We start from the raw sequence: 25,602 nt of genomic DNA, 5'->3' as shown, positions 1-25,602 counted from the left end.
CACATGTGTCGTGTCTACGGCCGTCGCGCCGATGTCACCCGGTACACGTCATAGACGCCCTCCACGCCGCGTACGGCCTTCAGGACGTGGCCCAGGTGTTTCGGGTCGCCCATCTCGAAGGTGAAGCGGGAGGTGGCGACGCGGTCGCGGGAGGTCTGGACGGCGGCCGACAGGATGTTGACGTGCTGGTCGGACAGGACGCGGGTGACGTCCGAGAGCAGACGGCTGCGGTCCAGCGCCTCGACCTGTATGGCGACGAGGAAGACCGAGGACTGGGTCGGGGCCCACTCGACGTCGAGGATGCGCTCGGGTTCACGGGAGAGCGACTCGACGTTGACGCAGTCGCTGCGGTGAACCGATACGCCACTGCCCCGGGTGACGAAGCCGATGATGGGGTCGCCGGGGACGGGCGTACAGCAGCGGGCGAGCTTGACCCACACGTCCTCGACGCCCTTGACCACGACACCGGGGTCGTTGCTGCCGCGCCGCTTGCGGCTCCGGCCGCGGGTGGGCGGTACGGCCTCGTCGATCTCCTCGGTGGCGGCCTCCTCGCCGCCGAGGGCCTGGACGAGCTTCTGGACCACGCTCTGCGCGGAGACGTGGCCTTCGCCTATGGCCGCGTAGAGCGCTGAGATGTCCGGGTAGCGCATCTCGTGTGCCAGGGTGACGAGCGAGTCGCCGGTGAGGATGCGCTGGATCGGCAGGTTCTGCTTGCGCATCGCGCGGACGATGGCGTCCTTGCCCTGCTCGATGGCCTCGTCGCGCCGCTCCTTGGAGAACCAGGCGCGGATCTTGTTGCGGGCGCGCGGCGACTTCACGAAGCCGAGCCAGTCGCGGGAGGGGCCCGCGCCGGCCGCCTTGGAGGTGAAGACCTCCACCAGGTCGCCGTTGTCCAGGGTGGATTCGAGTGGCACCAGGCGGCCGTTGACCCGGGCGCCTATGGTGCGGTGACCGACCTCGGTGTGGACCGCGTACGCGAAGTCGACGGGGGTCGCGCTGGCCGGCAGCGCGATGACGTCACCCTTCGGGGTGAAGACGAAGACCTCGTTGCGGGAGAGGTCGAAGCGCAGGGACTCCAGGAACTCTCCGGGGTCCTCGGTCTCCTTCTGCCAGTCCAGCAGCTGCCGCAGCCAGGCCATGTCGTTGAGATGGTCGTCCTTGCCGGTGGTCCGGGGCGCGTCCGTACGCACCTTGGAGGCACCGGCGACGGCCTCCTGCTTGTACTTCCAGTGCGCGGCGATGCCGTACTCGGCGCGGCGGTGCATGTCGAACGTACGGATCTGGAGTTCGACGGGCTTGCCGTTGGGTCCGATGACCGTCGTGTGCAGCGACTGGTACATGTTGAACTTGGGCATCGCGATGTAGTCCTTGAACCGCCCCGGAACCGGGTTCCAGCGGGCGTGGACGGTGCCCAGCGCCGCGTAGCAGTCGCGGACGGTGTCCACCAGGACGCGGATGCCGACCAGGTCGTAGATCTCCGCGAAGTCACGGCCGCGGACGATCATCTTCTGGTAGACGCTGTAGTAGTGCTTGGGGCGGCCGGTGACGGTCGCCTTGATGCGGGCCGCGCGCAGGTCCTGCTGCACCTCGTCGGTCACTATGGCCAGGTACTCGTCGCGCTTGGGAGCGCGCTCGGCGACGAGGCGGACGATCTCGTCGTACATCTTGGGGTAGAGGATCGCGAAAGCGAGGTCCTCCAGTTCCCACTTGATGGTGTTCATGCCCAGGCGGTGGGCGAGCGGCGCGTAGATCTCCAGGGTCTCGCGCGCCTTCTTCTCCTGCTTCTCCCGCTTGAGGTAGCGCATGGTGCGCATGTTGTGCAGGCGGTCGGCGAGCTTGATGACCAGGACGCGGGGGTCCTTGGCCATGGCGACGACCATCTTGCGCACGGTCTCGGCCTGCGCGGCCTCGCCGAACTTGACCTTGTCCAGCTTGGTGACGCCGTCCACGAGGAGGGCGACGGAGTCGCCGAAGTCGCGGCGGAGCTGGTCGAGGCCGTACTCGGTGTCCTCGACGGTGTCGTGCAGGAGGCCCGCCATCAGGGTCGCCGGGTCCATGCCGAGTTCGGCGAGGATCGTGGTGACGGCTAGGGGGTGCGTGATGTACGGGTCGCCGCTCTTGCGCTTCTGGCCCCGGTGCCAGCGCTCGGCGACCTGGTAGGCCTTCTCGATCTGGCGGAGCGTCGACGTCTCGATCTTCGGGTCGTTGCTGCGCACGATCCGCAGCAGCGGCTCAAGGACCGGGTTGTACGGGTTCGAGCGCTGCACGCCGAGCCGGGCGAGACGGGCGCGTACGCGGTTGGAGGAACCGGAGCGGGCGGGCTGGCCCGTGCCGGCCGGGCGGGCCGGGGGCGCCGGAGCGGGCGCGGGTGCCGTGCGCTCGGGCGGGGCCGGCTTGGGGCGCGCGGGGCCGTCGGTCTTGTCGGCGGGCGCGGACTGGGCGTGCTCGACGGAGCCCTGCGCGGACGTGGCGGTGTTCTCGGGGTTCGCCTTCGCCGCGTGCTGTGCGGGCTTGGCCGCGGGGCCCGAGGCGGACTCGGGCTTGGCGGCGGTCAGGTGCTGGGCCTCGTCTGCCAAGAGGGCTCCTCGTGCGCGATCCGGGTCCCCCGGTCAGGTTCCGGAGCACCCATGGTAGCGATCCCGCGCCCCAGGATCGCCTTCAGGCCACATTGAGGGGGGCCTACCCCTGCAACACGGGCAGCGCGCGGCGGATTCCGGGGTGCTGCTCGGGGGGCGTTGGTGGGTCGGTGCGGGTCGTACGTGGTTGCTCGCGCAGTTCCCCGCGCCCCTGAAGGGGCGCGGGCATGTGGCACGTGACCGTAAAGCGGCGGGCGCCCCGGGAGGAGAATCCCGGGGCGCCCGCCGTGTGATCGTGTGCCGTGCTTCAGACCGTGATCAGGGCCTCCAGCGGGGCCCCGGCCAGGGCCGTCTCCAGGCGCTGTCGGCCCGGGAGGAACGACAGCTCCATCAGGACCGCGACGCCGGCGACCTGCGCGCCCGCGCGGCGGATCAGCTGGAGGGAGGCCTCGGCGGTGCCGCCGGTGGCGAGGACGTCGTCTATGACCATGACGCGGTCTCCCGCGGTCAGGTCCTCGGCGTGCACCTCGATCTCGGCGGAGCCGTACTCCAGGTCGTAGGCCTGGCCGAGCGTGGCTCCGGGGAGCTTGCCCGCCTTGCGTACGGGGATGAAGCCGACGCCGGCGCGGACGGCGGCCGGGGCGCCCAGGATGAAGCCCCGGGCCTCCAGGCCGACGATCTTCGTGGCGCCGTGCCGGACGGTCAGCTCGGCCAGCGCGTCCGTCAGCGCGGTGAACGCCGCCGGGTCGGCCAGCAGCGGGGTGATGTCCTTGAACATCACGCCCGGCTCCGGGTAGTCCGCAACATCACGGATACGGCTGAGCAGCAGCTCCTTGATGTCGGTCATCGCCGCTTCCCGCCCCGGCCCCGGCTGCGGCTCCCCGACTGGGCACGCGGGCCGACCACCGCAGGGGTGGCGTCCGCCGGCTCGTCGTCGTACGGACCGTCGGTCGCCGTCTCCGCGTCGTGCTCGGCCTGGGCCCGCTTGGCGAGGACGCGCTTCTTGAGGGCCTTCAGCTGCGGCTCGCGCTCCTTGAGATCGGCGACGAGCGGCGTGGCGATGAAGATCGACGAGTACGCACCGGCCGCGAGGCCGACGAACAGCGACAGCGAGATGTCGTTGAGCATGCCCGCGCCGAGGACACCGCCGCCGATGAAGAGAAGGCCGGCGACCGGGAGCAGCGCCACCACCGTGGTGTTGATCGACCGCACCAGGGTGCTGTTGATCGAGCGATTGGCGATCTCGGCGTACGTCCAGCGGTTCTGCTTGGTGATGTCCTTCGTCTGCTCCTTGAGGCTGTCGAAGACGACGACCGTGTCGTAGAGCGAATAACCGAGGATGGTCAGCAGACCGATCACCGTGCCCGGCGTCACCTCGAAGCCGACGAGGGCGTAGATGCCGATCGTGATGGTGATGTCGTGGATCAGGGCGACGAACGCGGCGATGGCCATGCGCCACTCGAACGCGATCGCCAGGTAGATCACCACGAGGACCATGAAGATCCCGAGACCTTGCCATGCCTTGTTGGCGATCTGGTCACCCCAGCTGGGGCCGACCAGATCGGCGTTGATCTTTTCCGGGTCCAACTTGAGGTCGTCGGCGAGCGTTTCCTTGATCTCGTCGGACTTGCTGGTGTCCACACCGGAGATCTGGATGCGCAGGGTGTCGTTGCCGAGCTTCTGGACGATCGCCTGGTGGCCGGAGGCCTCTGTGGCGTATTCCTCCGCCTGGGCGACCGAGACGCTCGTCTTCGGCGTCGTGAAGACCGCGCCGCCCTGGAACTCGATGCCCATGTTCAGGCCACGGACCGCGAGACCGACGATGGCCGTGATGGTGATCAGGATGGAGAGGCCGTACCAGAGCTTGCGGTTGCCGACGAAGTCATAACCGACCTCGCCGCGGTGGAGTCGAGCTCCGAGGTCACCGAGCTTCGACATCTCAGGCCTCCTTCGGGTCGGCGGGGACGGCTGGACGGCGGGTGCGGCGCAGCGGGGGCCGGGCACCCAGTCGCTTCGGGTCGAGGCCGGACCAGCTGTGGCCGCCGCCGAAGAACTTGGTGCGGGCCAGCAGCGTCAGCAGCGGCTTGGTGAAGAAGAAGACCACCACGACATCGAGCACGGTCGTCAGGCCCAGCGTGAACGCGAAGCCCTGCACCTTGCCGACGGTGACGACGAAGAGCACCGCGGCGGCGAGGAAGGACACGAAGTCGGAGACCAGGATGGTGCGCCGGGCACGCGGCCAGGCCCGCTCGACCGCGGGGCGCAGCGTACGACCCTCGCGGATCTCGTCCCGGACGCGTTCGAAGTACACGATGAACGAGTCCGCGGTGATACCGATCGCCACGATCGCACCGCAGACCGCCGGCAGGTTCAGGGCGAAGCCGATGGCCGGTCCGAGCAGCGCCATGAGCAGGTAGGTCAGAGCCGCGGAGACCAGCAGCGAGGCGATGGCGATCAGCGACAGGCCGCGGTAGTAGACGACCAGGTAGATCACGACCAGGGCGAGACCGATCGCACCGGCGATCAGACCTGCCTGCAGCTGCTCACCGCCGAGCGCGGGGCTGACGGTGGTGACGCTGGACTCCTTGAAGGTCAGCGGGAGCGCGCCGTAGGACAGCATGTTGGCGAGGTTCTGGGCCTCCTCCTGCGTGAAGCTGCCGGAGATCTCGGCCTTGCCGCCGGTGACCGCCGCCTGCACGTAGGGGTGGGAGACGACCTCGTCGTCGAGGACGATCGCGAACTCGTTCTGCGGGGAGGTCTGCGTCGCCAGCTGGCCGGTGATGTCGGCGAACTTGTCGGCGCCCTTGGAGTCGAAGTCCATGACGACCTGCCAGCCGGTGCCGCTCTGCGTGTCGAGCAGCGCCTGGGCCTTGTCGACCTCGGTGCCGTCGACCCCGACCGGGCCGAGGACGAACTTGCTCCAGCTGCCGTTGTCCTGGCCGCAGGCCACGACGGTGTCGGTGGTCTTGCCCTTGCCGGCCTCGGCGCGCTGCTTCGGGTCGTTGCAGTCCAGGGCCGCGAACTTCGCCTGGATCGCCTGGGTCTCCTTGTCGGCGCTCGGGCTCGCGGGCGGGGAGGCGCTGTCGGAGGCCTTGGCCGACGCGGAACCGCTGCCGGACGGCGTGGGGTCGGCCTTCAGCGCGTCGGTGAGCGCGCGGCCCTGCGACGTGGCGGAGGACGACGGGCTCGACGACGGGCTCGCGGAGTCACCGGCCCCGGGCTCGGTGGCCTCGTCCTTGCCGTCGGAGCTCGACGGGCTCGGCGAGCCGCTGCCGCTGGGGCTGGTGCTCGGCGAGGCGGTGGGGTTCTCCGTCGCGCCGGTGCCGACCTGGCTCTGGAGGACGGGACGGAAGTACAGCTTCGCGGTGGTGCCGACCTGTTCCCGGGCTTCCTCGGAATCCGTGCCCTTGGGGATGTTGACAATGATGTTCTCATTGCCCTGGGTCTGGACCTCCGCCTCGGACACGCCCAGACCATTGACACGGCGGTTCATGATCTCGACCGCGGTGTCCATGTTGGTCTTGTTGATCGCGTTGGGCTGGCCGGGCTCGTTGACCGCCGTCAGTGTGATGCTCGTACCACCGGCGAGGTCGATGCCGAGACGCGGAGTGGTGTGTCCGGAGGCGAACATTCCCCCGGTGAGCGCCACAAGGGCGATCAGGATGAGGGCCAGTGCGCGCCCAGGCTTGCTCTGGGTGCTCGCGCTCCGGCCCTTCTTCGGTGCTGCCACCTTCTCGTACTCCCTCTCGGGCCGCCGTGCGCGGGGTCAGCGCGGGGACGGCCATGACTTGTGTCGGGAAGCCGGGCGAAAACGGCACGTGCCCGGGGCGCGGGCGGTTCTCGCTCGCGCTCCCGGGACGTGACTACTTCGCGTCGGACTCGCCGTCGGTCTTCTTCGGCTCTGCTTCCGCGGCCTTGGCCTCGTCGGCCTTCGCCTCGGCGGTGTCGTCGGCCGCGTCGTCGGGCGCGTCCTTCTTGCCGAGGTCGATGGGCTTGTCGTCGGAAGCGGCGGAAGCGTCGTCGGAGGGCTCGTCGGTCTCGGTGAGGGAGGAGGCGTCGTCCGGGACGACGTCGGACTTCAGGTCGTGCTCGATGCCGTGGACGATGCGGTTGTACTCCTCGTCGCTGAGGACGGCACCGATGGCGTTCTTCGCGAACAGCAGCTCGACGCCCGGCCCGGCGTCGAGGAGGACCGTGTCCTCGCTGACCTCCTTGACGGTCGCGTACATGCCCCCGATCGTGCGGACGCCGGAACCGGGCTGCATCTGGTTCCGCATGTCGACGGCCTGCTGCTGCTTCTTCTTGGCCGATCGGGTCATCAGGATCATGGCCCCGATGAGCACGATGAACGGGAGGAGGGTCACGAGACTCACGGGTCGGAACTTCCTTCACACGACCGCGATGGCGAGCGGCCTGATGGTTGGGGGTATGTGTGCTGCCGACAAGGGCGGCATCGGCGGAGTCTAAGCGAGTCCACCGTGATGGAACAACGCACAGCATGTCACCGGGGTTCCATGCCGGGCGAGTACCGCGCCGTCACGAGAAGGTCACGCCCCGAACAGGTCCTGTTGTCCGTTTGCGCCGGTCGTGCCGCGTGGCGGGGTGAGTCCGAGGTGGGCCCAGGCGGCCGGGGTCGCGACCCGGCCGCGGGGGGTGCGGGCGAGCAGTCCCTCACGGACGAGGAAGGGTTCGGCGACCTCCTCGACGGTCTCGCGCTCCTCCCCCACGGCGACGGCGAGGGTGGACAGACCGACCGGTCCGCCGCCGAAGAGCTTGAGCAGCGCTTCGAGGACACCCCGGTCGAGGCGGTCCAGGCCGCGGGCGTCGACCTCGTACACGGCGAGGGCGGCGGAGGCGATCTCACGGGTGATGACGCCGTCGGCCTTGACCTGCGCGTAGTCCCGAACGCGGCGCAGCAGGCGGTTGGCGATACGGGGGGTGCCGCGGGAGCGGCCCGCGATCTCGGCGGCGCCGTCCGTGTCGATCTCGACGTCGAGCAGGTTCGCCGAGCGGTGGATGACGCGCTCCAGTTCGGCGGGCTCGTAGAACTCCATGTGCGCGGTGAAGCCGAAACGGTCGCGCAGCGGCGGCGGCAGCAGTCCCGCGCGCGTGGTGGCGCCGACCAGGGTGAAGGGCGGCAGCTCGAGGGGGATCGCGGTGGCGCCGGGGCCCTTGCCGACGATCACGTCGACGCGGAAGTCCTCCATCGCCATGTACAGCATCTCCTCGGCGGGCCGCGACATGCGGTGGATCTCGTCGAGGAAGAGGACCTCACCCTCCTGGAGGGAGGAGAGGATCGCGGCGAGGTCGCCGGCGTGCTGGATGGCGGGGCCGGAGGTGATGCGGATGGGGGCGCCCATCTCGGCCGCGATGATCATGGAGAGGGTGGTCTTGCCGAGGCCCGGGGCGCCGGAGAGCAGGACGTGGTCGGCCGTAGCCCCCCGCGCGCGTGCGGCCCGCAGGACGAGGTCGAGTTGTTCACGGACCTTCTCCTGGCCGATGAACTCGTCCAGGTCCTTGGGGCGCAGGGCGGCCTCGACGGCCTGGTCCTCACGGTCGGCGACGGAGCCCACCAGGCGGTCGGCGGCGGTGTCGTCGGTCGTGTCGTCCCAGTTCATTGCGTGTGCCTCGCGGGTCGCGGTCGGATGGAGCGGAAGGGGGGCGCAAGCCCGTACCTGCGGTGTACGAGCGCTTCAACAGGGCGGTCAGCGGGCTCTGTTGAGGGTCTGGAGTGCGGCCTTCAGCAACTGGCCCACCTGGAGCGTGCCTTCGGTGGCCTCGGCCTGGGGGGTCACGGCCGACACGGCCTCGTCGGCCTCGCGGGTGGCGTACCCGAGGCCGATCAGGGCGGCGTGCAACTGGTCGCGCCAGCCCTGGGTGACCGGGGCGCCGAGCGCGGGGGCGCCGACGGGCTCGCCCAGCCGGTCCTTCAGCTCCAACAGGAGCTTCTGGGCACCCTTCTTGCCGATGCCGGGGACGGCGATCAGCGCCTTCTCGTCGCCGGTGGCGACCGCTCGGCGCAGCGCGTCGGGGGTGTGCACGGCGAGCATCGCCTGCGCCAGACGCGGTCCGACCCCGCTCGCGGTCTGGAGCAGTTCGAAGACCTGGCGCTCGTCGTCGTCCACGAAGCCGTACAGCGTCAGCGAGTCCTCGCGGACGACGAGGGAGGTGGCGAGCTTGGCCGGCTGGCCCATGCGGAGCCCGGACAACGTGTTGGGCGTGCACTGGACCGCGATGCCGATCCCACCGACCTCGACCACCGCGGAGTCCGGAGCCAGGGCGGCGACGGGGCCGCTGACGAAGGCGATCATGACGTACGGCCTTTCGATGCGTGCAGGGCCACGGCCTGCTGGAGGCGGTTCTGGGCGGGGGCCCGCCAGATGTGGCAGATGGCGAGGGCGAGGGCGTCGGCGGCGTCCGCCGGTTTCGGTGGGGCGTCGAGCCTGAGGAGGCGGGTGACCATGGCGCCGACCTGGGCCTTGTCGGCCCGGCCGCTTCCGGTGACGGCGGCCTTGACCTCGCTGGGGGTGTGCAGGGCGACGGGGATGCCGCGGCGGGCGGCGCACAGCATGGCGACGGCGCTGGCCTGTGCGGTGCCCATGACCGTGCGGACGTTGTGCTGGCTGAACACCCGTTCCACGGCGACGAATTCGGGACGGTGCTCGTCGAGCCACTGCTCGATGCCCTGCTCGATCGCGACGAGGCGGTGTCCCAACTCCGCGTCCGCGGGCGTGCGCACCACGCCCACGCCGAGCATGGTGAGCGGCCGGCCGGCGACGCCCTCGACCACGCCCACGCCGCACCGCGTCAGTCCGGGGTCCACCCCGAGTACACGCACCGTGCCCCCTCCCACTCGATCTCCCCCAGCTACCGCTGGGAGGTGCCCCAAGTTTGTGCAGGCTATCTGCTGCCACCGACAACGGCGGCGGGCCGGTGGGTGTGTCCCCCACCGGCCCGCCCGATCCGCTCGGTTCGCGGCAGCGCTACGCGTCGACCTTGGCCATCACGTCGTCGCTGACGTCGAAGTTGGCGAAGACGTTCTGGACGTCGTCGCTGTCCTCCAGCGCGTCGATCAGCTTGAAGATCTTCCTGGCGCCCTCCTCGTCCAGTTCGACCTGCATGGTCGGGACGAAGTTGGCCTCGGCCGAGTCGTAGTCGATGCCGGCCTCCTGGAGCGAGGTGCGGACCGCGACCAGGTCGGTGGCCTCGCTGAGCACCTCGAAGGACTCACCCAGGTCGTTGACCTCCTCGGCGCCCGCGTCGAGCACGACCTCCAGGACGTCGTCCTCGGATAGTTCGCCCTTGGGGACGATCACGACGCCCTTGCGGTTGAAGAGGTACGAGACGGAACCCGGGTCGGCCATCGAGCCGCCGTTGCGGGTCATGGCGACCCGGACGTCGGAGGCGGCGCGGTTGCGGTTGTCGGTGAGGCACTCGATGAGCACCGCGACACCGTTCGGACCGTAGCCCTCGTACATGATCGTCTCGTAGTCGGCGCCACCGGCCTCGAGGCCGCCGCCGCGCTTGATCGCGGAGTCGATGTTCTTGTTGGGGACCGACTGCTTCTTCGCCTTCTGCACGGCGTCGTAGAGCGTCGGGTTGCCCTCGAGGTCCACGCCGCCCATCCGCGCGGCGACCTCGATGTTCTTGATCAGCTTCGCGAAGAGCTTGCCGCGCTTGGCGTCGATCACGGCCTTCTTGTGCTTCGTCGTAGCCCATTTAGAGTGGCCGGACATCTGCCTGTCTCCTTCGCGTTACCCAACTCCGTACGAACCCCAGAGATCCTACAAGGACTCCGTCACCCGGTTCGCGCGCACCATGTCGACAAAGAGGGCGTGCAGCCGGTGGTCGCCGGTCAGCTCCGGATGGAAGGACGTGGCGAGGGCGTTGCCCTGGCGTACGGCGACGATGTGACCGTCGTGCTCGGCGAGCACCTCTGTCTCCGCGCCCACGGACTCCACCCACGGGGCGCGGATGAAGACGCCCTCCACGGGATCGCCCTCGACGCCCTTGACGGAGACCGCCGCCTCGAACGACTCGTTCTGGCGTCCGAAGGCGTTGCGGCGCACGATCATGTCGATGCCGCCGATGGTCTCCTGGCCCGAGCGCGGGTCGAGGATCTTGTCCGCGAGCATGATCAGGCCGGCGCAGGTGCCGTACACGGGCATGCCCGCGCGGACACGCGCGCGGAGCGGTTCCATGACGCCGAAGAGGACGGCGAGCTTGGAGATCGTGGTGGACTCGCCGCCGGGGACGACGAGGCCGTCCACCTCGGCGAGTTCCTCGGGGCGCCTGATCGGCCTGGCCACGGCGTCGGCCGCGGCCAGGGCGACGAGGTGCTCCCGTACGTCGCCCTGGAGCGCCAGGACGCCGATGACCGGGGTGTCGCTCATGGGTGCTTACCAGCCCCGGTTCGCGTAGCGCTCGGCCTCGGGGAGGGTGTCGCAGTTGATGCCGACCATGGCCTCGCCCAGGTTGCGGGAGGCGTCCGCGATGATCTTCGGGTCGTCGTAGAAGGTGGTGGCCTTCACGATGGCGGCGGCGCGCTTGGCCGGGTCGCCGGACTTGAAGATGCCGGAGCCGACGAAGACGCCCTCGGCGCCGAGCTGGCGCATGAGCGCGGCGTCGGCCGGGGTGGCGACGCCACCGGCGGAGAAGAGGACCACCGGCAGCTTGCCCAGCTCGGAGACCTCCTTGACCAGCTCGTACGGGGCGCGCAGCTCCTTGGCGGCGGCGTACAGCTCGTTGTTGTCGAAGCCGCGCAGCTTGGCGATCTCGTTCTTGATCTGGCGCAGGTGGCGGACGGCCTCGACGACGTTGCCGGTGCCGGCCTCGCCCTTGGAGCGGATCATGGCGGCGCCCTCGGCTATGCGGCGCAGGGCCTCGCCGAGGTTGGTGGCACCGCAGACGAAGGGGGTGGTGAAGGCCCACTTGTCGGAGTGGTTGACCTCGTCGGCCGGGGTGAGGACCTCGGACTCGTCGATGTAGTCGACGCCGAGCGACTGCAGGACCTGGGCCTCGACGAAGTGGCCGATGCGGGACTTGGCCATGACCGGGATGGAGACGGCCTCGATGATGCCCTCGATCATGTCCGGGTCGGACATCCGGGCGACGCCGCCGTCCTTGCGGATGTCGGCGGGGACCCGCTCCAGGGCCATGACCGCGACCGCTCCCGCGTCCTCGGCGATCTTGGCCTGCTCCGGGGTGACGACGTCCATGATCACACCGCCCTTGAGCTGCTCGGCCATGCCGCGCTTCACGCGGGCGGTGCCGGTCTCGGGGGTCTGGGCGGCGGAGTGGGAGAGCGTGCTGGACACGGGTTTGACCTCGCTCGGGGAAGGGGGTTTCTGCAATCACCGAGGAAACGCGAGGGCAGCGGGCCACGGCAAGGGCCAATGGGGAGGCGGTGGATCGTTTTCGCGAGGTGAGGGGTGGTGAGTGGTCGGGCGCGGGCCGGTGGGAGCTGGTCGCGCAGTTCCCCGCGCCCCTGATAAGCGGGGCTGCGCCCCTGCTTTTTCGGCGCGAAAAGCCTCACCGGGTCCGCGGTCGCCCACGCAACCGCACCCCCGAGCCCCTAGGCGTTCGAAGCCAACGCCCCCGGCGGCTCGTCGTCCATCTCGAACGCCATCGGGAACGGCGCGTGCCCGGCGAGCCGGAACCAGCGGACCTTGCGATGCCGGCGCAACGCCCGCGCCGCCCGCACCGCGTCGTTGTGGAAGCGCCGCGCCATCGGCACCCGGCGCACCGCCTGGGCCAGCTCGTTCGCCGCGTCCTCACCACCCGGCGCCTCGCGCACCACCTCCACCTGCTGCGCGTCGGCGAACACGGCGCGCAGCGCCTGGCTCAGCTCGCTCTCGGCGACCTCGCGCTGCTCCTCCTCGGCCTGCCGGGCCGCGTGTGCCGCCTCGTAGAGGACGATCGAGGCGGCCGGGTCCAGCACTCCGGAGGTGGCCAGTTCCTGGGCGACCGACGCGCGGCGCAGCAGCTGTGCGTCGAGCGCGGCCCGGGCGGCGTCGATGCGCGCGTGCAGCCGGTCGAGGCGTCCCGCGGTCCAGCTCAGATAGAGGCCGATCGCGAACAGGACGACAGCGATCCAGATGAGTGTCGAAGTCACGGGCGGCAAGGCTACTACCGGTGCCCACGACGACCACGCCCCAGCTCAGCCGCGCACGAGACGGGCGGGAACCGTGCGAACGGCCCCCGCCCCCACCGCAGTCACTCCCGGCCCAGCCCCAACCGCGCCCGCAGGCCGACCCGTTCGTCCGCCGCCACCGACGCCGCGCCCTCCGTGACGGTCTCGTAGACGCCGAGGATGTCGGCGCCGACGGTGGACCAGTCGAACCGGCGGACGTGGGCGCTGCCCCGTTCGCGGAGTTCCGCGCGGCGCTCCGGGTCGCCGAGCAGGCGTACGGCGGCTGTCGCGAGGGCGTCGGCGTCCTCGTTGGCGAAGAGCTCGCCCGCGGTGCCCTGGTCGAGGACTTGGGCGAAGGCGTCGAGGTCGGAGGCGAGGACGGGGGCGCCGGCGGACATGGCCTCGACGAGGATGATGCCGAAGCTCTCGCCGCCGGTGTTGGGGGCGACGTAGACGTCGACGCTGCGCAGGAAGCGGGCCTTGTCCTCGTCGCTGACCATGCCGAGGAACTCGACGCGGGAGCGGAGCTCGGCGGGCAGGCTCTCCACCGCCTGTTCCTCGTCCCCCCGGCCCGCGACCAGCAGCCTCGCCCCGGGGCGCTCGGCGAAGATCTTCGGCAGGGCCTTCACCAGCACCGGCAGCCCCTTGCGGGGTTCGTCGATGCGGCCGACGAAGCCGAGCGTGTCGCCCTGCCAGTCGGGGTTGGGCTTGGCGCGGGCGAAGAAGTCGACGTCGACGCCGTTCGGGATGACCACCGCGTCGCCGCCGAGGTGCTCCACCAGGGTGCGACGGGCGTACTCGCTCACCGCGATCCGCGCGCTGATCTTCTCCAGCGCGGGCTGCAGGATCGGGTAGGCCGCGATCATGGCCCGGGAGCGCGGGTTGGAGGTGTGGAAGGTGGCCACGATCGGGCCCTGCGCGGCCCAGCAGGCCAGCAGACCGAGCGACGGGGAGGCCGGCTCGTGGATGTGGATCACGTCGAAGGTCCCGTCGTGCAGCCAGCGCCGTACCCGGGCGGCCGACAGGAACCCGAAGTTCAGGCGGGCGACCGAGCCGTTGTAGGGCACGGGGACCGCGCGGCCCGCCGAGACGACGTACGGCGGCAGCGGTGTGTCGTCGTCCGCCGGGGCGAGCACCGACACCTCGTGGCCGAGCCGGATGAGGTGGTCGGCCAGGTCACGGATGTGGAACTGGACTCCCCCGGGCACGTCCCAGGAGTACGGACAGACGATCCCGATCTTCACGGGCGCCCCTTCTCGGAATCCTTCGCGGCACCCGGCAGCGGGCCACGCGCGGAACCCGTCTGCGGACCGCTCCCCGCTTCCGTCGCGGGATCCGCGGCCGGTCTCGGTGCGGGTGTCGTGGGCCCGCCCGGGCTCTTCGCCGGGTCGAGGTCCGCGAGCCACAGGCGCTGGAGCATGTGCCAGTCCTCCGGGTGGTCGGCGATGCCGGTGGCGAAGGCGTCTGCCAGCGCCTGTGTCATGACAGACGTCTTCTCGGCGCGGGTACCTGTCCCGGGTACCGCGATCGGGGGGTGCACGCGCCCGCGCATGACGGGCGAGTCGTCGTACCAGAGCGTCACCGGCAGCAGCAGCGCGCCGGTCTGCTGGGCGAGCAGCGCCGGTCCGGCGGGCATCCGGGCGGGCTCGCCGAAGAAGTCGACCTCGACGCCGGACGCGGACAGGTCGCGGTCGGCGACCAGACAGACGAGCCCGCCGTCGCGCAGCCGCCGCGCGAGGGTGCCGAAGGCGGAGCCGCCGCTGTGCGGCAGCACCTCCATACCGAGGCCCTCGCGGTAGGCGACGAAGCGGTCGTAGAGCGTCTCGGGCTTGAGGCGCTCGGCGACGGTGGTGAACGGGGTCTTCAGCTCGGTGGTGACCCAGGCTCCGGCGAGGTCCCAGTTGGCCAGGTGCGGCAGCGCGAGCACGACACCGCGACCGGCCGCGAGGCCGTCGGTGAGGTGGTGGAGGTCCTGGGCCGCGAAGCCGGTCCTGATGCGCTGCTCGCTCCAGGCGGGGAGGCGGAAGGACTCCATCCAGTAGCGCAGGTACGACCGCATGCCCGCGCGGGACAGCTCGGCGAGGCGCTCCGGGCCCGCGTCCGGGACCACGCGCGCGTAGTTGGCCTCCAGCCGGCGGACGAGGGGGCCGCGTCGCTTCCAGGTGGCGTCGGCGATCGTCCGGCCGAGGCGGACGGCGGCGGGCTCGGGGAGCTTCTTGACGGTGCTCCAGCCCAGGCCGTACAGCCCGTCGGTCAGCCGTTCCCGCAGAGCGCTCACGGGGTCGCCTCGCTGTTGCGGGCGGTGTCCGGGGTGTCCTGGACGGTCGAGGCGGCCTCCGCCTCGGCCGCCGCCTCCGCCTCGGCGGATTCGCGGCGGACGGTGACCACGCGCTGGATCAGCGTGACGAGGCTGCCGACGGCGACGATCCACAGGGCGATGGGCAGCAGGACGTCGATCCCGGGCACCCCGAACGCGTGCAGGCCGGAAAGGCCGGCCGCGACCAGCGAGATCACCAGGCGCTCGGCGCGCTCCACCAGCCCGTTGACCGCCACCGGCAAACCGATCGACTCGCCGCGCGCCTTGGTGTACGACACCACCTGGCCGCTCGCCAGGCAGAAGATCGAGACGGCGCACAGCGCGAGGTCGTCGCCCTTGCCCGCGTACCAGAGGGCGAAACCGCCGAAGATCGCGCCGTCGGCGACCCGGTCGAGCGTGGAGTCGAGGAAAGCTCCCCAGCGGCTGGAGCGGCCCATCTGGCGGGCCATGTTGCCGTCGACGAGGTCCGAGAACACGAACAGCGTGATGACGATCGTGCCCCAGAAGAACTCGCCCCGGGGGTAGAAGACCAACGCGCCCGCGATCACTCCGGCGGTGCCGATGAGAGTGACCGTGTCGGGGCTGACGCCCCTGCGGATCAGAAACGCGGCGAACGGTGTGAGGACACGCGTGAAGAATGCACGCGCGTACTTGTTCAGCATGGCCTTCCCGAGGGTCGGTGTCGCCGCGTGGCCCCTGTTGGCCATCCGGCTGGCCCATCGTAGCCACGCGCGCGCGTGTGCGACCGTCGGGCACCAGCCCGCCGTGTCCCCGGTCCCGGGCGGGGCCGCGAGGAGCGATCACGTCGTTCGTATGGACGCACCGTGACGCGAGTGCAAAGCTCGAAGACACCGCGGGCGTCATCGGAGCCGCACCGCACGCGGATCCGCATGTCCGCGCCCACAGTGACCTCACCGTGCACGGGAGGCAGGATCATGGGCGACAAGGCGAACGCACATCCCGGAGCCGCCGGCAGGGCTACGGCGGCCGACCACCCCGCGTCCGTACGGAATGTGGTGCTGGTCGGCCACTCCGGTTCGGGCAAGACGACCTTGGTGGAGGCTCTCGCGCTGACGGCGGGAGCGGTGAACCGGGCGGGCCGCGTGGAGGACGGCGGCACCGTCTCCGACTACGACGAGATCGAACACCGGCAGCAACGCTCGGTGCAGCTCTCCCTGGTCCCCGTCGAATGGGGCGGGTACAAGATCAATCTGCTGGACACCCCCGGATACGCCGACTTCGTCGGAGAACTCAGGGCCGGTCTGCGAGCGGCGGACGCGGCCCTTTTCGTCGTCTCGGCCTCGGACGGCGTCGACGGCTCGACGCGCATGGTGTGGGAGGAGTGCGCGGCGGTGGGCATGCCGCGGGCGATCGTGATCACGCATCTGGAGGCCGCGCGGGCGGACTTCGAGGAGATGACCAGGATCTGCGCGGAGACGTTCGGCGGGGACGATCCCGACGCCGTCCTGCCGCTCTATCTGCCGCTGCGCGGCCCCCAGGGTCCCGACGGGCACGCGCCCGTGACCGGGCTGACCGGACTGCTGACGCGGAAGCTCTTCGACTACTCCTCCGGCGAGCGCAAGGAGTCCGAGCCGGGCCCGGAGCAGTTGCCGGCGATCGAGGAGGCCCGCAACCGGCTCATCGAGGGGATCATCGCCGAGAGCGAGGACGAGACCCTCATGGACCGCTACCTCGGCGGCGAGGCGATCGACGTCAAGACGCTCGTCGACGACCTGGAGCGGGCCGTCGCGCGCGGGGTCTTCCACCCGGTGCTGGCCGCCGCCCCCGCGGCCGAGGGCGCCAGGCAGGGCCTCGGCACGGTCGAGCTCCTCGAACTGGTCACCGGCGGCTTCCCCACGCCCCTGGAGCGTGAGACGCCCTCGGTCACCACCCCCGAGGGCCGCCCCCGCGAGCTCACGTCGGCCTGCGATCCGGACGGGCCGCTGGTCGCCGAGGTCGTGAAGACCGCCAGCGACCCCTACGTGGGCCGGATCTCCCTGGTACGGGTCTTCTCCGGGACGCTGCGCCCCGACGCGACGGTGCATGTATCCGGGCACGGTCTGGCCGACCGGGGACACGAGGACCACGACGTCGACGAGCGGATCGGCGCCCTCTCGGCCCCGTTCGGCAAGCAGCAGCGGACACTCACCCACTGCATCGCGGGCGACCTGGCGTGCGTGGCGAAACTCAACCGCGCGGAGACCGGGGACACGTTGTCCGCCAAGGACGACCCGCTGCTCATGGAGCCGTGGGAGATGCCGGACCCGTTGCTGCCGCTCGCCATCCAGGCGCACAGCAAGGCCGACGAGGACAAGCTCTCCCAGGGCCTCGCCCGGCTGGTGGCCGAGGACCCGACGATGCGGCTCGAGCAGAACCAGGACACGCACCAGGTGGTCCTGTGGTGCCTGGGCGAGGCGCACGCCGACGTGGCCCTGGAACGGCTGCGCAGCCGCTACGGCGTCCAGGTCGACGTGATACCGCACCGCGTCTCCCTGCGGGAGACGTTCGCCGACAGATCGGCGGGCCGGGGCCGGCACGTGAAGCAGTCCGGCGGACACGGGCAGTACGCGATCTGCGAGATCGAGGTGGAGCCGCTGCCCGGCGGCTCCGGCATCGAGTTCGTCGACAAGGTCGTCGGCGGCGCGGTGCCCCGGCAGTTCATCCCGTCCGTCGAGAAGGGCGTGCGGGCGCAGGCGGCGAAGGGCGTCGCGGCGGGCTATCCGCTCATCGACGTACGGATCACGCTGCGCGACGGCAAGGCGCACTCGGTCGACTCCTCGGACGCCGCGTTCCAGACGGCGGGCGCGCTGGCACTGCGCGAGGCGGCCGCCGACGCGAAGATCCACCTGCTGGAGCCGGTGGCCGAGGTGTCGGTGCTGGTCGGCGACTCCTACGTCGGCCCGGTGATGAGCGATCTGTCCGGGCGGCGCGGCCGGGTCGTCGGCACCGAGCAGGCGGGCGGCGGGCGCACCCTCGTCCGGGCCGAGGTACCGGAGATCGAGATCGACCGGTACGCCGTCGACCTGCGGTCGCTCTCCCACGGCACCGCGCGTTTCGGCCGCCGGTACACGCGGCACGAGCCGATGCCGTCCCGTGTCGCCGACAAGCTCCGGGAACGGACGAAGGAGAACTGAGGGAGAAGCGGCCGACCGAGGAGTTGGGATCAGAGGGACAGAAGGCGCGGACGACACCCGTGACCTCACGGTGGGCGGCCCCGGCCGTCCACCGGTGGGTTCCGTGAATGTCCGTTCCCGGCGCCGCGCGTTGCCCGCGGCTGCGGATACGCTGATCACCTGATCGACAAGTATGGCTCGATCAGGTCCAGATCAGGCTATGACCTGATCAACAGGTGTGCGGAGCACGGAAGTCGGGAAGAGCCGCAGGAGCGAGTGTGCGGCGATGGGGGCGGCGGTGGCGGACGAATTCGATTTCTCTCCCGGGGCACAGGTGCCGCTGACGGGCACCGCGGGCCAGACCGCGGCGACGTACGCCCTGGCGTCCGCGGCCTACCGGGACAACGAGATCGCGGAGATCCTCAAGGCCAACAACGACTGGCACAAGTCCACGGTCAAACCGGGCCGCAAGTGGGCGACCATCTTCCGGCCGAACCTCGGGGAGGCCTTCTCCCTCGCGGTGCGGGACCGGATGGTCGGCGCGGGCCGCAAACCGCTCATCCAGTCCTTCGGCATGGAGCCTCAGGTCGTGGTCGAGCACTGCCTCGCGGCCAACAACATCCGCCGGGAGCGCGACAACTGGCTCTCGGCGATCATGGTCCTGTGCGGCCTGCTCTTCCTGCCCGGGCTCCTGGTGTGGCTGCTGGTCTTCCAGATCCGTACGACGGTCGCCAAGCGTGACGACAAGCGGGCGGGCGCCCTCGGCACCACCGTGCTGGTCGCGGTGGGCGCACTCGCCGTGATCTTCCTGCTCAAGATGCCCTTCGACGGCTTCTGGGCCTGGTACGCGCGAGCGTGCGTGGTGCTGCCGGTGGTCGGCTGGTTCTGGGCCAAGCAGGTCTGCGAGCGCGCCGCGAAGGATCTGCGGGAGCGCTGGTCCGGCCTGCTGGCGGGCGGTGGCATCGGCGCCAAGATCCCCGAGGCCGTGCCCGGCAGCCCCGGCGAGACCAAGGCCGAGCAGCTGCGCAAGGAACTGGCCCGGCTCAGCGCCGAGCAGCGCTCCAACCTGGTCTTCTACGCCGGCCCCAAGGGCATCCTCGGCATGGGCACCCGGTGGGGCAGCTGGCAGCTCGCCGAGGACCTCGTGCCGGCCGAAGCGGGCAAGGAGATCCACCCGTTCCGCAGCTGGGACGTCATACGCGCCATCCACGACCAGCTGCGCATGCTGGAGCGCACCCCCCTCAACACCGGTGGTTTCACGGCCCCTTCCATCAAGCACTGGATCGTGAGCCCCATCGGCGAGGGCGCCGGAGCCGTGGCCCGGCCCGACAGCACCGACGTGGACGCCTACCAGTACAAGACGCACGCCATACAGGAGATCTGCAACAAGCAGCACTTCGGCAGCGGCAACCGCCACTACCTGGGGGTCCAATGGACCCTCTGGGACGGCCAGTTGATCATCACCATGCTGGTCACGGTCACCGTGCTGCACCAGACGCTGCGCATCGAGGTCACCGGGCACGCGCTGGGGCCGGTGCACGGCCTGTTCACGACCGGCCCCGCGGCCAAGGAGAAGGAAGTCCAGAAGTCGCTGCGCTTCTGGGAGACGCGCAAGATCAAGCTCCCGCTCGTCGACGCCGACGAGGTCGTACGGCTCGCCGCGCGCGCCCCTCTGACCTGGTACCCGCCGCTGCTCAACTGGCTCGGCGGCTCCATGGGACTGCCCGAGCCGTTCGGCCTGCGCCACGCGTGGGCCGACCAGCCGTGGCGGCACCGTTTCATGGCCGACGACGCGCTGCGGGCGGCCACGCCGGTGCTCCGCGTGGTGCACAACGCGGCGATCAAGGTGCTCAAGGAGAACGGCGTGGACACCGAGAAGTTCGGGTCGCGGGCCGGGTTCCTCAGCGGGGCGGTGCAGGATCCCACACCGCGGAAGGCGGACCTCTACGACGCGTGAGCGCTGCGCTGGGCTTGGGCGGCGGGGGGAGCGTGGGGTGCGGGTTTGGTCGCCGGGTGCGGGTGGGGGGCTTCTCGCGCAGTTCCCCGCGCCGCTGAAGGAGGCCTTCGGCCCTTTCATCAAAAAGCCAGGGGCGCAGCCCCTGCTTTTTGAGGGGCGCGGGGAACTGCGCGACCAGCCCCCACGCACCCGCAGACGAAAACGGCCCCCAACCCCACGCACCCGACCCGGCTTACGCCGTAGGCCAGGCCTCCGCGAGCATCTTCCTCGTGTCGGCCAGCAGCTGCGGCAGGATCCTCGTGTGACCGACGACCGGCATGAAGTTGGTGTCCCCACCCCAGCGCGGCACGATGTGCTGGTGGAGGTGGGCCGCGATACCCGCCCCCGCGACCGACCCCTGATTCATGCCGATGTTGAAGCCGTGGGCCCCTGAGGCGGTGCGCAGCGCGGTCATGGACTGCTTGGTCAGCTCGCCCAGCTCGGCGGTCTCCGGCCCGGTGAGGTCCGTGTAGTCGGCGACGTGACGGTAGGGGACGACCATGAGGTGGCCGCCGTTGTACGGGTAGAGGTTGAGCACGGCGTACACATGCTCCCCGCGCCTGATGACCAGGCCGTCCTCGTCCGATTTGACCGGGATCGAGCAGAACGGACAGCCGTCCCCGGCCCCAGGACCGGTCGGCTTGTTCTCGCCCTGGATGTACGCCATCCGATGGGGCGTCCACAGGCGCTGGAACGCGTCCTGCGTTCCCACTCCGATCTGCTGCTCCGGCTCACTCGTCATGCAGTGCAGCATATGGCTTCGCCCGTTCGCGGCGTGTCGCCGGGTACCGGCGCCGGGCGGCCGGGGCCAAGCTGAGTCGATGGACCACGACAGCCGGACGCTCCGCTGGGAACGCCGCACCGGACGCGTTCTCGCCGGAGCGTCGGCCCTCTTCCTCGCCTCGTACGCGGTACGGGTGCTGGCCCACGACCTCCCCCAGGCCTGGCTCGACCTCTGTCTCGCGGTGACCCTGCTGTGCTGGGTGGTCTTCGTCGTCGACTACGGGGTGCGCTGGCGGCTGAGCGGGCTGGGCCCGAGGTTCGTGCGGGTCCACTGGCTGGACACCGTCGTCCTGCTGCTGCCGCTGCTGCGGCCGCTGCGGGTCGTGCAGATCCATGACGCCGTGCAGCGCCGCCACGACCGGCCCCGGCTCTCCCTGCACGCGCGTGTGGCCGTCTACGCGGGCCTGTCGGTGACCTTGCTCGGCTTCACCGGAGCCCTCGCCGTCTACCAGCAGGAACACGCGGCGCCGGACGCGTCGATCGTGACCTTCGGGGACGCCGTGTGGTGGACCTGCGCCACGCTCGCCACGGTGGGGTACGGGGACGTCACCCCCGTGACCCCGATGGGGCGGACGATCGCCGTCTTCCTCATGGCCTGCGGTCTCGCCCTGCTCGGCACGGTGACGGGATCGTTCGGGTCGTGGCTGCTCCAGGTGTTCGCCCGGGAGGACGAGCAGAGGCCCCCGGGGAGCTGAGCTCCCCGGGGGCCTCACCTGGGCCTCGGCGCGGGTACGCCTCAGATCTGGACGCGGTCCTCCACGACCTGCGCGATCTTCGCGATGGCCTCCTCGACGGGGATGCCGTTCTCCTGCGAGCCGTCGCGGTAGCGGAAGGAGACGGCGCCGGCCGCCATGTCCTCGTCGCCCGCGATGACCATGAAGGGCACCTTCGCCTTCTGGGCGTTGCGGATCTTCTTCTGCATACGGTCGGAGGAGGAGTCCACGTCGACGCGCAGCCCCTTCTTCTTCGCCTCGGCGGCGAACTTCCGCAGGTACTCCACGTGCGCGTCGCCGATCGGGATGCCGACCGCCTGGACGGGCGCCAGCCATGCCGGGAACGCGCCCGCGTAGTGCTCCAGGAGCACGGCGAAGAATCGCTCGATCGAGCCGAACAGCGCGCGGTGGATCATGACCGGACGCTGCTTGGAGCCGTCCGGGCCGGTGTACTCCAGGTCGAAGCGCTCGGGCAGGTTGAAGTCGAGCTGGACCGTGGACATCTGCCAGGTGCGGCCGATCGCGTCCTTGGCCTGGACGGAGATCTTAGGCCCGTAGAACGCGGCGCCGCCCGGGTCGGGGACCAGCGGGAGGCCCTGCTTCTCGGCGACCTGGCGGAGCGTCTCGGTCGCCTCCTCCCAGGCCTCGTCCGAGCCGACGAACTTCTCCGGGTCCTTGGTGGACAGCTCCAGGTAGAAGTCGGTGAGGCCGTAGTCGCGCAGCAGGTTGAGGACGAAGGTGAGCGTCTTGTCGAGCTCGTCCGCCATCTGCTCGCGGGTGCAGTAGATGTGCGCGTCGTCCTGGGTGAAGCCCCGGGCGCGGGTCAGGCCGTGCACGACGCCGGACTTCTCGTACCGGTACACGGTCCCGAACTCGAAGAGGCGCAGCGGCAGTTCACGGTACGAGCGGCCGCGCGCGTCGAAGATCAGGTTGTGCATCGGGCAGTTCATGGGCTTGAGGTAGTAGTCCACGCCCTCGTCGAGCTGCATGGGCGGGTACATGCCGTCGGCGTACCAGTCCAGGTGACCCGAGACCTCGAAGAGCTTCCCCTTCGTGGCGTGCGGGGTGTAGACGAACTCGTAGCCCTCCTCCTCGTGCCGGCGGCGCGAGTAGTCCTCCATGACCCGGCGGATGATGCCGCCCTTGGGGTGGAAGACGGCGAGGCCGGAACCGATCTCGTCGGGGATCGAGAACAGGTCGAGTTCGTTGCCCAGCTTGCGGTGGTCGCGCTTCTCGGCCTCGGCGAGGAAGTCGAGGTGGGCCTTCAGCTCCTCCTTGGAGGGCCAGGCGGTGCCGTAGATACGCTGGAGCATCGGGTTCTTCTCGCTGCCGCGCCAGTACGCGGCGGCGTTGCGCATCAGCTTGAACGCCGGGATGTTGCGGGTGGTCGGCAGGTGGGGACCGCGGCAGAGGTCCTTCCAGCACAGGTCACCGGTCTTGGCGTCCAGGTTGTCGTAGATCGTCAGCTCGCCGGCGCCGACCTCGACGTCCGCGCCGTCGTCCGAGGACGCGGAGCCCTTGAGGCCGATCAGCTCCAGCTTGTACGGCTCGTTCGCCAGTTCCTCGCGGGCGGCCTCGTCGGTGACGACACGGCGGGAGAAACGCTGACCGCGCTTCTGGATCTCCTGCATCTTCTTCTCGATGGCCTTGAGATCCTCGGGCGTGAACGGCTTCTCCACGTCGAAGTCGTAGTAGAACCCGTCCCGGACCGGCGGGCCGATGCCCAGCTTCGCCTCGGGGAAGAGCTCCTGCACGGCCTGGGCCATGACGTGCGCGGTGGAGTGGCGCAGGATGTTCAGACCGTCCTCGGAGGAGATCTCCACGCTCTCGACGGTCTCGCCGTCCCGCACCTCGTACGCGAGGTCCTTCAGCTCTCCGGCCACGCGGGCCGCGACGACGGTCCGCTCGCCGGCGAAGAGGTCGGCGGCCGTAGTGCCCGTCGTCACCACGCGCTCTTCCCGCTCGGAATCGCGTTGGATGATCACACGGACGTCGGACACCGGTCTCTCCTGACTGAAGGGGACCACCTCCGGATTTTCGGAGGTGGTCCCCGAATCGTACCGAGCCGCGGGTGCCCTCTGCGAAACGGTTAAGGGCGGACGCGGTCAGTCCCCTCCGCACGCCTCCTCGAAGAAGGCCGTGATCTCCGCGGTCTCCTGCAGCGACTTCATCAGCCGGTCCCGTTCGGCCTCGTCGACCTGCACGGGTGCGATCCCGTCGGCGTTCGTCAGCCGCCGGAAGCCGCCGCGGCTCTCCAGCCTGCCGTGCACCCGGACCGGCAGACCGACGAGATGGGCCTGCCCTGCGATCCGGTACGACTCCTCGTCCAGGGTCATCCGGACGTGCGGGACCTCGGCGCCGGCGATGACCCGCAGCCGTACCGTGCCCTCCCCGCGCGGCGCCGACCTGCGCATCCGCACCACGGCTCCGGTGATCCGCACCGGCATCGGGGGCTCGGCACGGAGGTAGCGGGCGCCGGCCTCGCGCAGCACGGGCAGGTCGCCCGGGGAGAACTCGACAGGGTCGGCCGGTGTCGCACCGCCCTCGGGGACACCGGCGGCGGGCGCCCAGTCGACGGCGACGCGGGCGCCCTCCGTGCCGCGGACGAGGGCGACGAGGGCCTCGGTCAGCTCGTGGCTGACCCCGGCCTCGACGGCGCCGTCGAAGGCGTCCATGCCGCCGGTGGCGCGCTGGTAGTCGATGGCTTCGCGGGCGGCATAGAGGGCCTGCTGCAGTCGTAAGGCCAGGGAACGGCCGTGGGCGACGGGGACGAAGGCGGTCAGCCGGCGCCCGCCGGGGGCCGCGCCGACGAGGACTCCGTCGAGGGACGCGGCGGCGGGCAGGCGGTGCCGGGCACCGTGGTAGCCGGCCCGCGCGCGGGTGGCCAGTGCGGCCGCGAGGAGCATCTGGCGGGCGGCGGAGCGCAGTTGGTCCTCGACGACCCAGGAGGCGGTGCCCAGCGGTCCGGTGGGGACGTCCCGCCACCAGTGGATCTCGTCGCTGGGCACGGCGAGGGCGGTCAGCACGTCCCGAGCGGCGGGCGAACCGCTCCGCGACAGCGCCGTGAGCGCCTCGCCGAGCAGGTCGTCGCTGTCGGGGAAGGCCCGGTTCTCCGGCACGAGCAGGCTCATGGCCCGCCCGGCCGGCTCGGGCGGGGTCCAGCGCCCGTACCGCCCGGTGGCTCCGCCACGGCGTTGCCACCCGTGCCGTCGCAGCAGGGTGCCCAGTACGGCGGGGTCGACCTGCGTGGGGTCGGGCGGCTGGGTCCAGACGGGTTCTGCGGGGTGGGGCCGGGCGGGGCCCACGGGCTGGTTGATGGGGCGGCGCACGGACGCGCCCGCGGTCCGCGGGCCGCGGCCGTCGTCGATGGGGCCGTGGGTCACGGTCTGCCTCCCGTTCCGACCCGCGTCATGATCTCGCAGAGCGCTCGGTCGTCGAAGATGCGCGAGGTCGGGATGCGCACGGTGGTGCGGCGCCGACCGGTGATCGGGTGTCCGGCGAGATTGATCCAGTAGCAGCAGTGCCGCAGGTCCAGCCGGTCGTGGCCGGCCCGCAGCCACTGCTCCTGCGACCTGGGGACGATCATCACGACCAGGATCTTGTGCACCGAGACGGGGGTGCGGGCGAGCTTCGCCAGGTGCTCGTTGTCGAGGGTGAAGGAGAAGAAGCGGCCCGGGGGGTTCGGCGCGAGCTGGTAGGTGGCCTTGAGCTGCACCTTGATGGTGACCTCGTCGTCGACGGTGTGACCGGGCGAGCCGTGGCTGACGTGCCAGTCGATGCCGTTGTCCGGAAAGGGCTGGGACAGGGAGCAGCCGGCGGCGGCGGCCACCGCGTGCAGATAGCCCACCTGCAGGGTCTCCATGCAGGCGGTGGTGGCGAGGGAGCCGCGGAGCGGTGCCGCGTGCTCGGGCAGCAGCCCGCCCCGCTCGGGCTGCGCAATGGCCATGACCAACAGCCTTCCCCTACAGGTGC

The 25,602-nt window shown here is 70.6% G+C and carries 22 protein-coding genes; 3 read left to right on the top strand and 19 right to left on the bottom strand.

What is annotated here, in order from left to right; all coding sequences use genetic code 11:
* Window positions 1-14: 14 nt before the first annotated feature.
* The 15 genes from GWK25_RS16510 to pgsA form a co-directional block, all read right to left on the bottom strand.
* Window positions 15-2,576 carry a bifunctional (p)ppGpp synthetase/guanosine-3',5'-bis(diphosphate) 3'-pyrophosphohydrolase gene (locus GWK25_RS16510; RefSeq protein WP_215450967.1) on the bottom strand — a complete coding sequence of 854 codons (2,562 nt, stop codon included), beginning with the start codon at window positions 2,574-2,576 and terminating at the stop codon, window positions 15-17.
* Between the two features lie 307 nt (window positions 2,577-2,883).
* Complete coding sequence (locus GWK25_RS16505) at window positions 2,884-3,423, bottom strand: adenine phosphoribosyltransferase (protein WP_184896358.1); 540 nt, start codon at window positions 3,421-3,423, stop codon at window positions 2,884-2,886.
* Window positions 3,420-4,514, bottom strand: coding sequence for a protein translocase subunit SecF (gene secF, locus GWK25_RS16500; protein ID WP_215450966.1), 1,095 nt, complete (start codon window positions 4,512-4,514; stop codon window positions 3,420-3,422). Before secF ends, GWK25_RS16505 begins: the two co-directional genes overlap by 4 nt.
* Window position 4,515: 1 nt before the next feature.
* Window positions 4,516-6,306 carry a protein translocase subunit SecD gene (gene secD / locus GWK25_RS16495; RefSeq protein ID WP_215450965.1) on the bottom strand — a complete coding sequence of 597 codons (1,791 nt, stop codon included), beginning with the start codon at window positions 6,304-6,306 and terminating at the stop codon, window positions 4,516-4,518.
* A 133-nt stretch (window positions 6,307-6,439) separates the two neighbouring features.
* Window positions 6,440-6,949, bottom strand: a complete 510-nt coding sequence (gene yajC, locus GWK25_RS16490; protein ID WP_215450964.1) for a preprotein translocase subunit YajC — start codon at window positions 6,947-6,949, stop codon at window positions 6,440-6,442.
* 174 nt (window positions 6,950-7,123) lie between these two features.
* Window positions 7,124-8,194 (bottom strand): Holliday junction branch migration DNA helicase RuvB, encoded by a 1,071-nt coding sequence (gene ruvB, locus GWK25_RS16485; RefSeq protein ID WP_215450963.1) that lies wholly within the window; start codon window positions 8,192-8,194, stop codon window positions 7,124-7,126.
* Window positions 8,195-8,281: 87 nt separating this feature from the next.
* Window positions 8,282-8,887, bottom strand: coding sequence for a Holliday junction branch migration protein RuvA (gene ruvA / locus GWK25_RS16480; RefSeq protein ID WP_215450962.1), 606 nt, complete (start codon window positions 8,885-8,887; stop codon window positions 8,282-8,284).
* Window positions 8,884-9,414 (bottom strand): crossover junction endodeoxyribonuclease RuvC, encoded by a 531-nt coding sequence (ruvC, locus tag GWK25_RS16475; RefSeq protein WP_055521854.1) that lies wholly within the window; start codon window positions 9,412-9,414, stop codon window positions 8,884-8,886. Before ruvC ends, ruvA begins: the two co-directional genes overlap by 4 nt.
* Window positions 9,415-9,559: 145 nt before the next feature.
* A complete protein-coding gene (locus GWK25_RS16470) occupies window positions 9,560-10,312 on the bottom strand; it encodes a YebC/PmpR family DNA-binding transcriptional regulator (RefSeq protein ID WP_215450961.1) in 753 nt (250 codons plus the stop codon).
* Between the two features lie 48 nt (window positions 10,313-10,360).
* Window positions 10,361-10,969, bottom strand: a complete 609-nt coding sequence (gene pdxT, locus GWK25_RS16465) for a pyridoxal 5'-phosphate synthase glutaminase subunit PdxT (RefSeq protein WP_215450960.1) — start codon at window positions 10,967-10,969, stop codon at window positions 10,361-10,363.
* A 6-nt stretch (window positions 10,970-10,975) separates the two neighbouring features.
* Window positions 10,976-11,893 carry a pyridoxal 5'-phosphate synthase lyase subunit PdxS gene (gene pdxS / locus GWK25_RS16460; protein WP_215450959.1) on the bottom strand — a complete coding sequence of 306 codons (918 nt, stop codon included), beginning with the start codon at window positions 11,891-11,893 and terminating at the stop codon, window positions 10,976-10,978.
* 257 nt (window positions 11,894-12,150) lie between these two features.
* Window positions 12,151-12,690, bottom strand: a complete 540-nt coding sequence (locus tag GWK25_RS16455) for a hypothetical protein (RefSeq protein ID WP_215450958.1) — start codon at window positions 12,688-12,690, stop codon at window positions 12,151-12,153.
* Window positions 12,691-12,791: 101 nt separating this feature from the next.
* Window positions 12,792-13,952, bottom strand: a complete 1,161-nt coding sequence (locus GWK25_RS16450) for a glycosyltransferase family 4 protein (RefSeq protein ID WP_215450957.1) — start codon at window positions 13,950-13,952, stop codon at window positions 12,792-12,794.
* Window positions 13,949-14,986 (bottom strand): phosphatidylinositol mannoside acyltransferase, encoded by a 1,038-nt coding sequence (locus GWK25_RS16445; RefSeq protein ID WP_215450956.1) that lies wholly within the window; start codon window positions 14,984-14,986, stop codon window positions 13,949-13,951. Before GWK25_RS16445 ends, GWK25_RS16450 begins: the two co-directional genes overlap by 4 nt.
* Window positions 14,983-15,732: a phosphatidylinositol phosphate synthase gene (pgsA, locus tag GWK25_RS16440; RefSeq protein ID WP_215450955.1), complete on the bottom strand. Its 750-nt coding sequence runs from the start codon at window positions 15,730-15,732 to the stop codon at window positions 14,983-14,985. The genes GWK25_RS16445 and pgsA overlap by 4 nt, the downstream gene beginning before the upstream one ends.
* Window positions 15,733-15,960: 228 nt before the next feature.
* Here pgsA and GWK25_RS16435 point away from each other — a divergent pair, with 228 nt between their 5' ends.
* Together GWK25_RS16435 and GWK25_RS16430 are read left to right on the top strand one after the other, a co-directional pair.
* On the top strand, window positions 15,961-18,159 hold the full coding sequence (locus GWK25_RS16435) for an elongation factor G-like protein EF-G2 (protein WP_215450954.1): 2,199 nt from the start codon (window positions 15,961-15,963) through the stop codon (window positions 18,157-18,159).
* Between the two features lie 265 nt (window positions 18,160-18,424).
* Complete coding sequence (locus tag GWK25_RS16430; RefSeq protein ID WP_215450953.1) at window positions 18,425-20,095, top strand: hypothetical protein; 1,671 nt, start codon at window positions 18,425-18,427, stop codon at window positions 20,093-20,095.
* Window positions 20,096-20,327: 232 nt separating this feature from the next.
* On the opposite strand, the gene GWK25_RS16425 is transcribed toward GWK25_RS16430, so the two are convergent.
* Window positions 20,328-20,888 (bottom strand): HIT domain-containing protein, encoded by a 561-nt coding sequence (locus GWK25_RS16425; protein WP_215450952.1) that lies wholly within the window; start codon window positions 20,886-20,888, stop codon window positions 20,328-20,330.
* 67 nt (window positions 20,889-20,955) lie between these two features.
* Between GWK25_RS16425 and GWK25_RS16420 the strand changes: the two genes are divergently transcribed.
* A complete protein-coding gene (locus tag GWK25_RS16420) occupies window positions 20,956-21,612 on the top strand; it encodes a potassium channel family protein (protein WP_215450951.1) in 657 nt (218 codons plus the stop codon).
* 41 nt (window positions 21,613-21,653) lie between these two features.
* Here the strand turns inward: GWK25_RS16420 and thrS are convergent, their stop codons facing one another.
* The 3 genes from thrS to GWK25_RS16405 form a co-directional block, all read right to left on the bottom strand.
* Window positions 21,654-23,630, bottom strand: a complete 1,977-nt coding sequence (thrS, locus tag GWK25_RS16415) for a threonine--tRNA ligase (RefSeq protein WP_215450950.1) — start codon at window positions 23,628-23,630, stop codon at window positions 21,654-21,656.
* A 105-nt stretch (window positions 23,631-23,735) separates the two neighbouring features.
* Window positions 23,736-24,959, bottom strand: coding sequence for a hypothetical protein (locus GWK25_RS16410; RefSeq protein WP_215457398.1), 1,224 nt, complete (start codon window positions 24,957-24,959; stop codon window positions 23,736-23,738).
* A 50-nt stretch (window positions 24,960-25,009) separates the two neighbouring features.
* On the bottom strand, window positions 25,010-25,576 hold the full coding sequence (locus GWK25_RS16405) for a DUF4365 domain-containing protein (protein WP_215450949.1): 567 nt from the start codon (window positions 25,574-25,576) through the stop codon (window positions 25,010-25,012).
* Window positions 25,577-25,602: the final 26 nt, after the last annotated feature.

The organism is Streptomyces sp. ATCC 21386, assembly GCF_018728545.1.
Lineage (GTDB): Bacteria > Actinomycetota > Actinomycetes > Streptomycetales > Streptomycetaceae > Streptomyces.
This window is presented reverse-complemented; position numbering and strand designations above follow the sequence as displayed.

Excerpts from the sequence above, each read along its gene's own strand:
- GWK25_RS16505 (WP_184896358.1), bottom strand. The coding sequence starts at position 3,423 with ATGACCGACATCAAGGAGCTGCTGCTCAGCCGTATCCGTGATGTTGCG.
- secF (WP_215450966.1), bottom strand. The coding sequence starts at position 4,514 with ATGTCGAAGCTCGGTGACCTCGGAGCTCGACTCCACCGCGGCGAGGTC.
- ruvB (WP_215450963.1), bottom strand. The coding sequence starts at position 8,194 with ATGAACTGGGACGACACGACCGACGACACCGCCGCCGACCGCCTGGTG.
- ruvA (WP_215450962.1), bottom strand. The coding sequence starts at position 8,887 with ATGATCGCCTTCGTCAGCGGCCCCGTCGCCGCCCTGGCTCCGGACTCC.
- GWK25_RS16470 (WP_215450961.1), bottom strand. The coding sequence starts at position 10,312 with ATGTCCGGCCACTCTAAATGGGCTACGACGAAGCACAAGAAGGCCGTG.
- pdxT (WP_215450960.1), bottom strand. The coding sequence starts at position 10,969 with ATGAGCGACACCCCGGTCATCGGCGTCCTGGCGCTCCAGGGCGACGTA.
- pgsA (WP_215450955.1), bottom strand. The coding sequence starts at position 15,732 with ATGGCCAACAGGGGCCACGCGGCGACACCGACCCTCGGGAAGGCCATG.
- GWK25_RS16435 (WP_215450954.1), top strand. The coding sequence starts at position 15,961 with ATGGGCGACAAGGCGAACGCACATCCCGGAGCCGCCGGCAGGGCTACG.
- GWK25_RS16430 (WP_215450953.1), top strand. The coding sequence starts at position 18,425 with ATGGGGGCGGCGGTGGCGGACGAATTCGATTTCTCTCCCGGGGCACAG.
- GWK25_RS16425 (WP_215450952.1), bottom strand. The coding sequence starts at position 20,888 with ATGCTGCACTGCATGACGAGTGAGCCGGAGCAGCAGATCGGAGTGGGA.
- GWK25_RS16420 (WP_215450951.1), top strand. The coding sequence starts at position 20,956 with ATGGACCACGACAGCCGGACGCTCCGCTGGGAACGCCGCACCGGACGC.
- GWK25_RS16405 (WP_215450949.1), bottom strand. The coding sequence starts at position 25,576 with ATGGCCATTGCGCAGCCCGAGCGGGGCGGGCTGCTGCCCGAGCACGCG.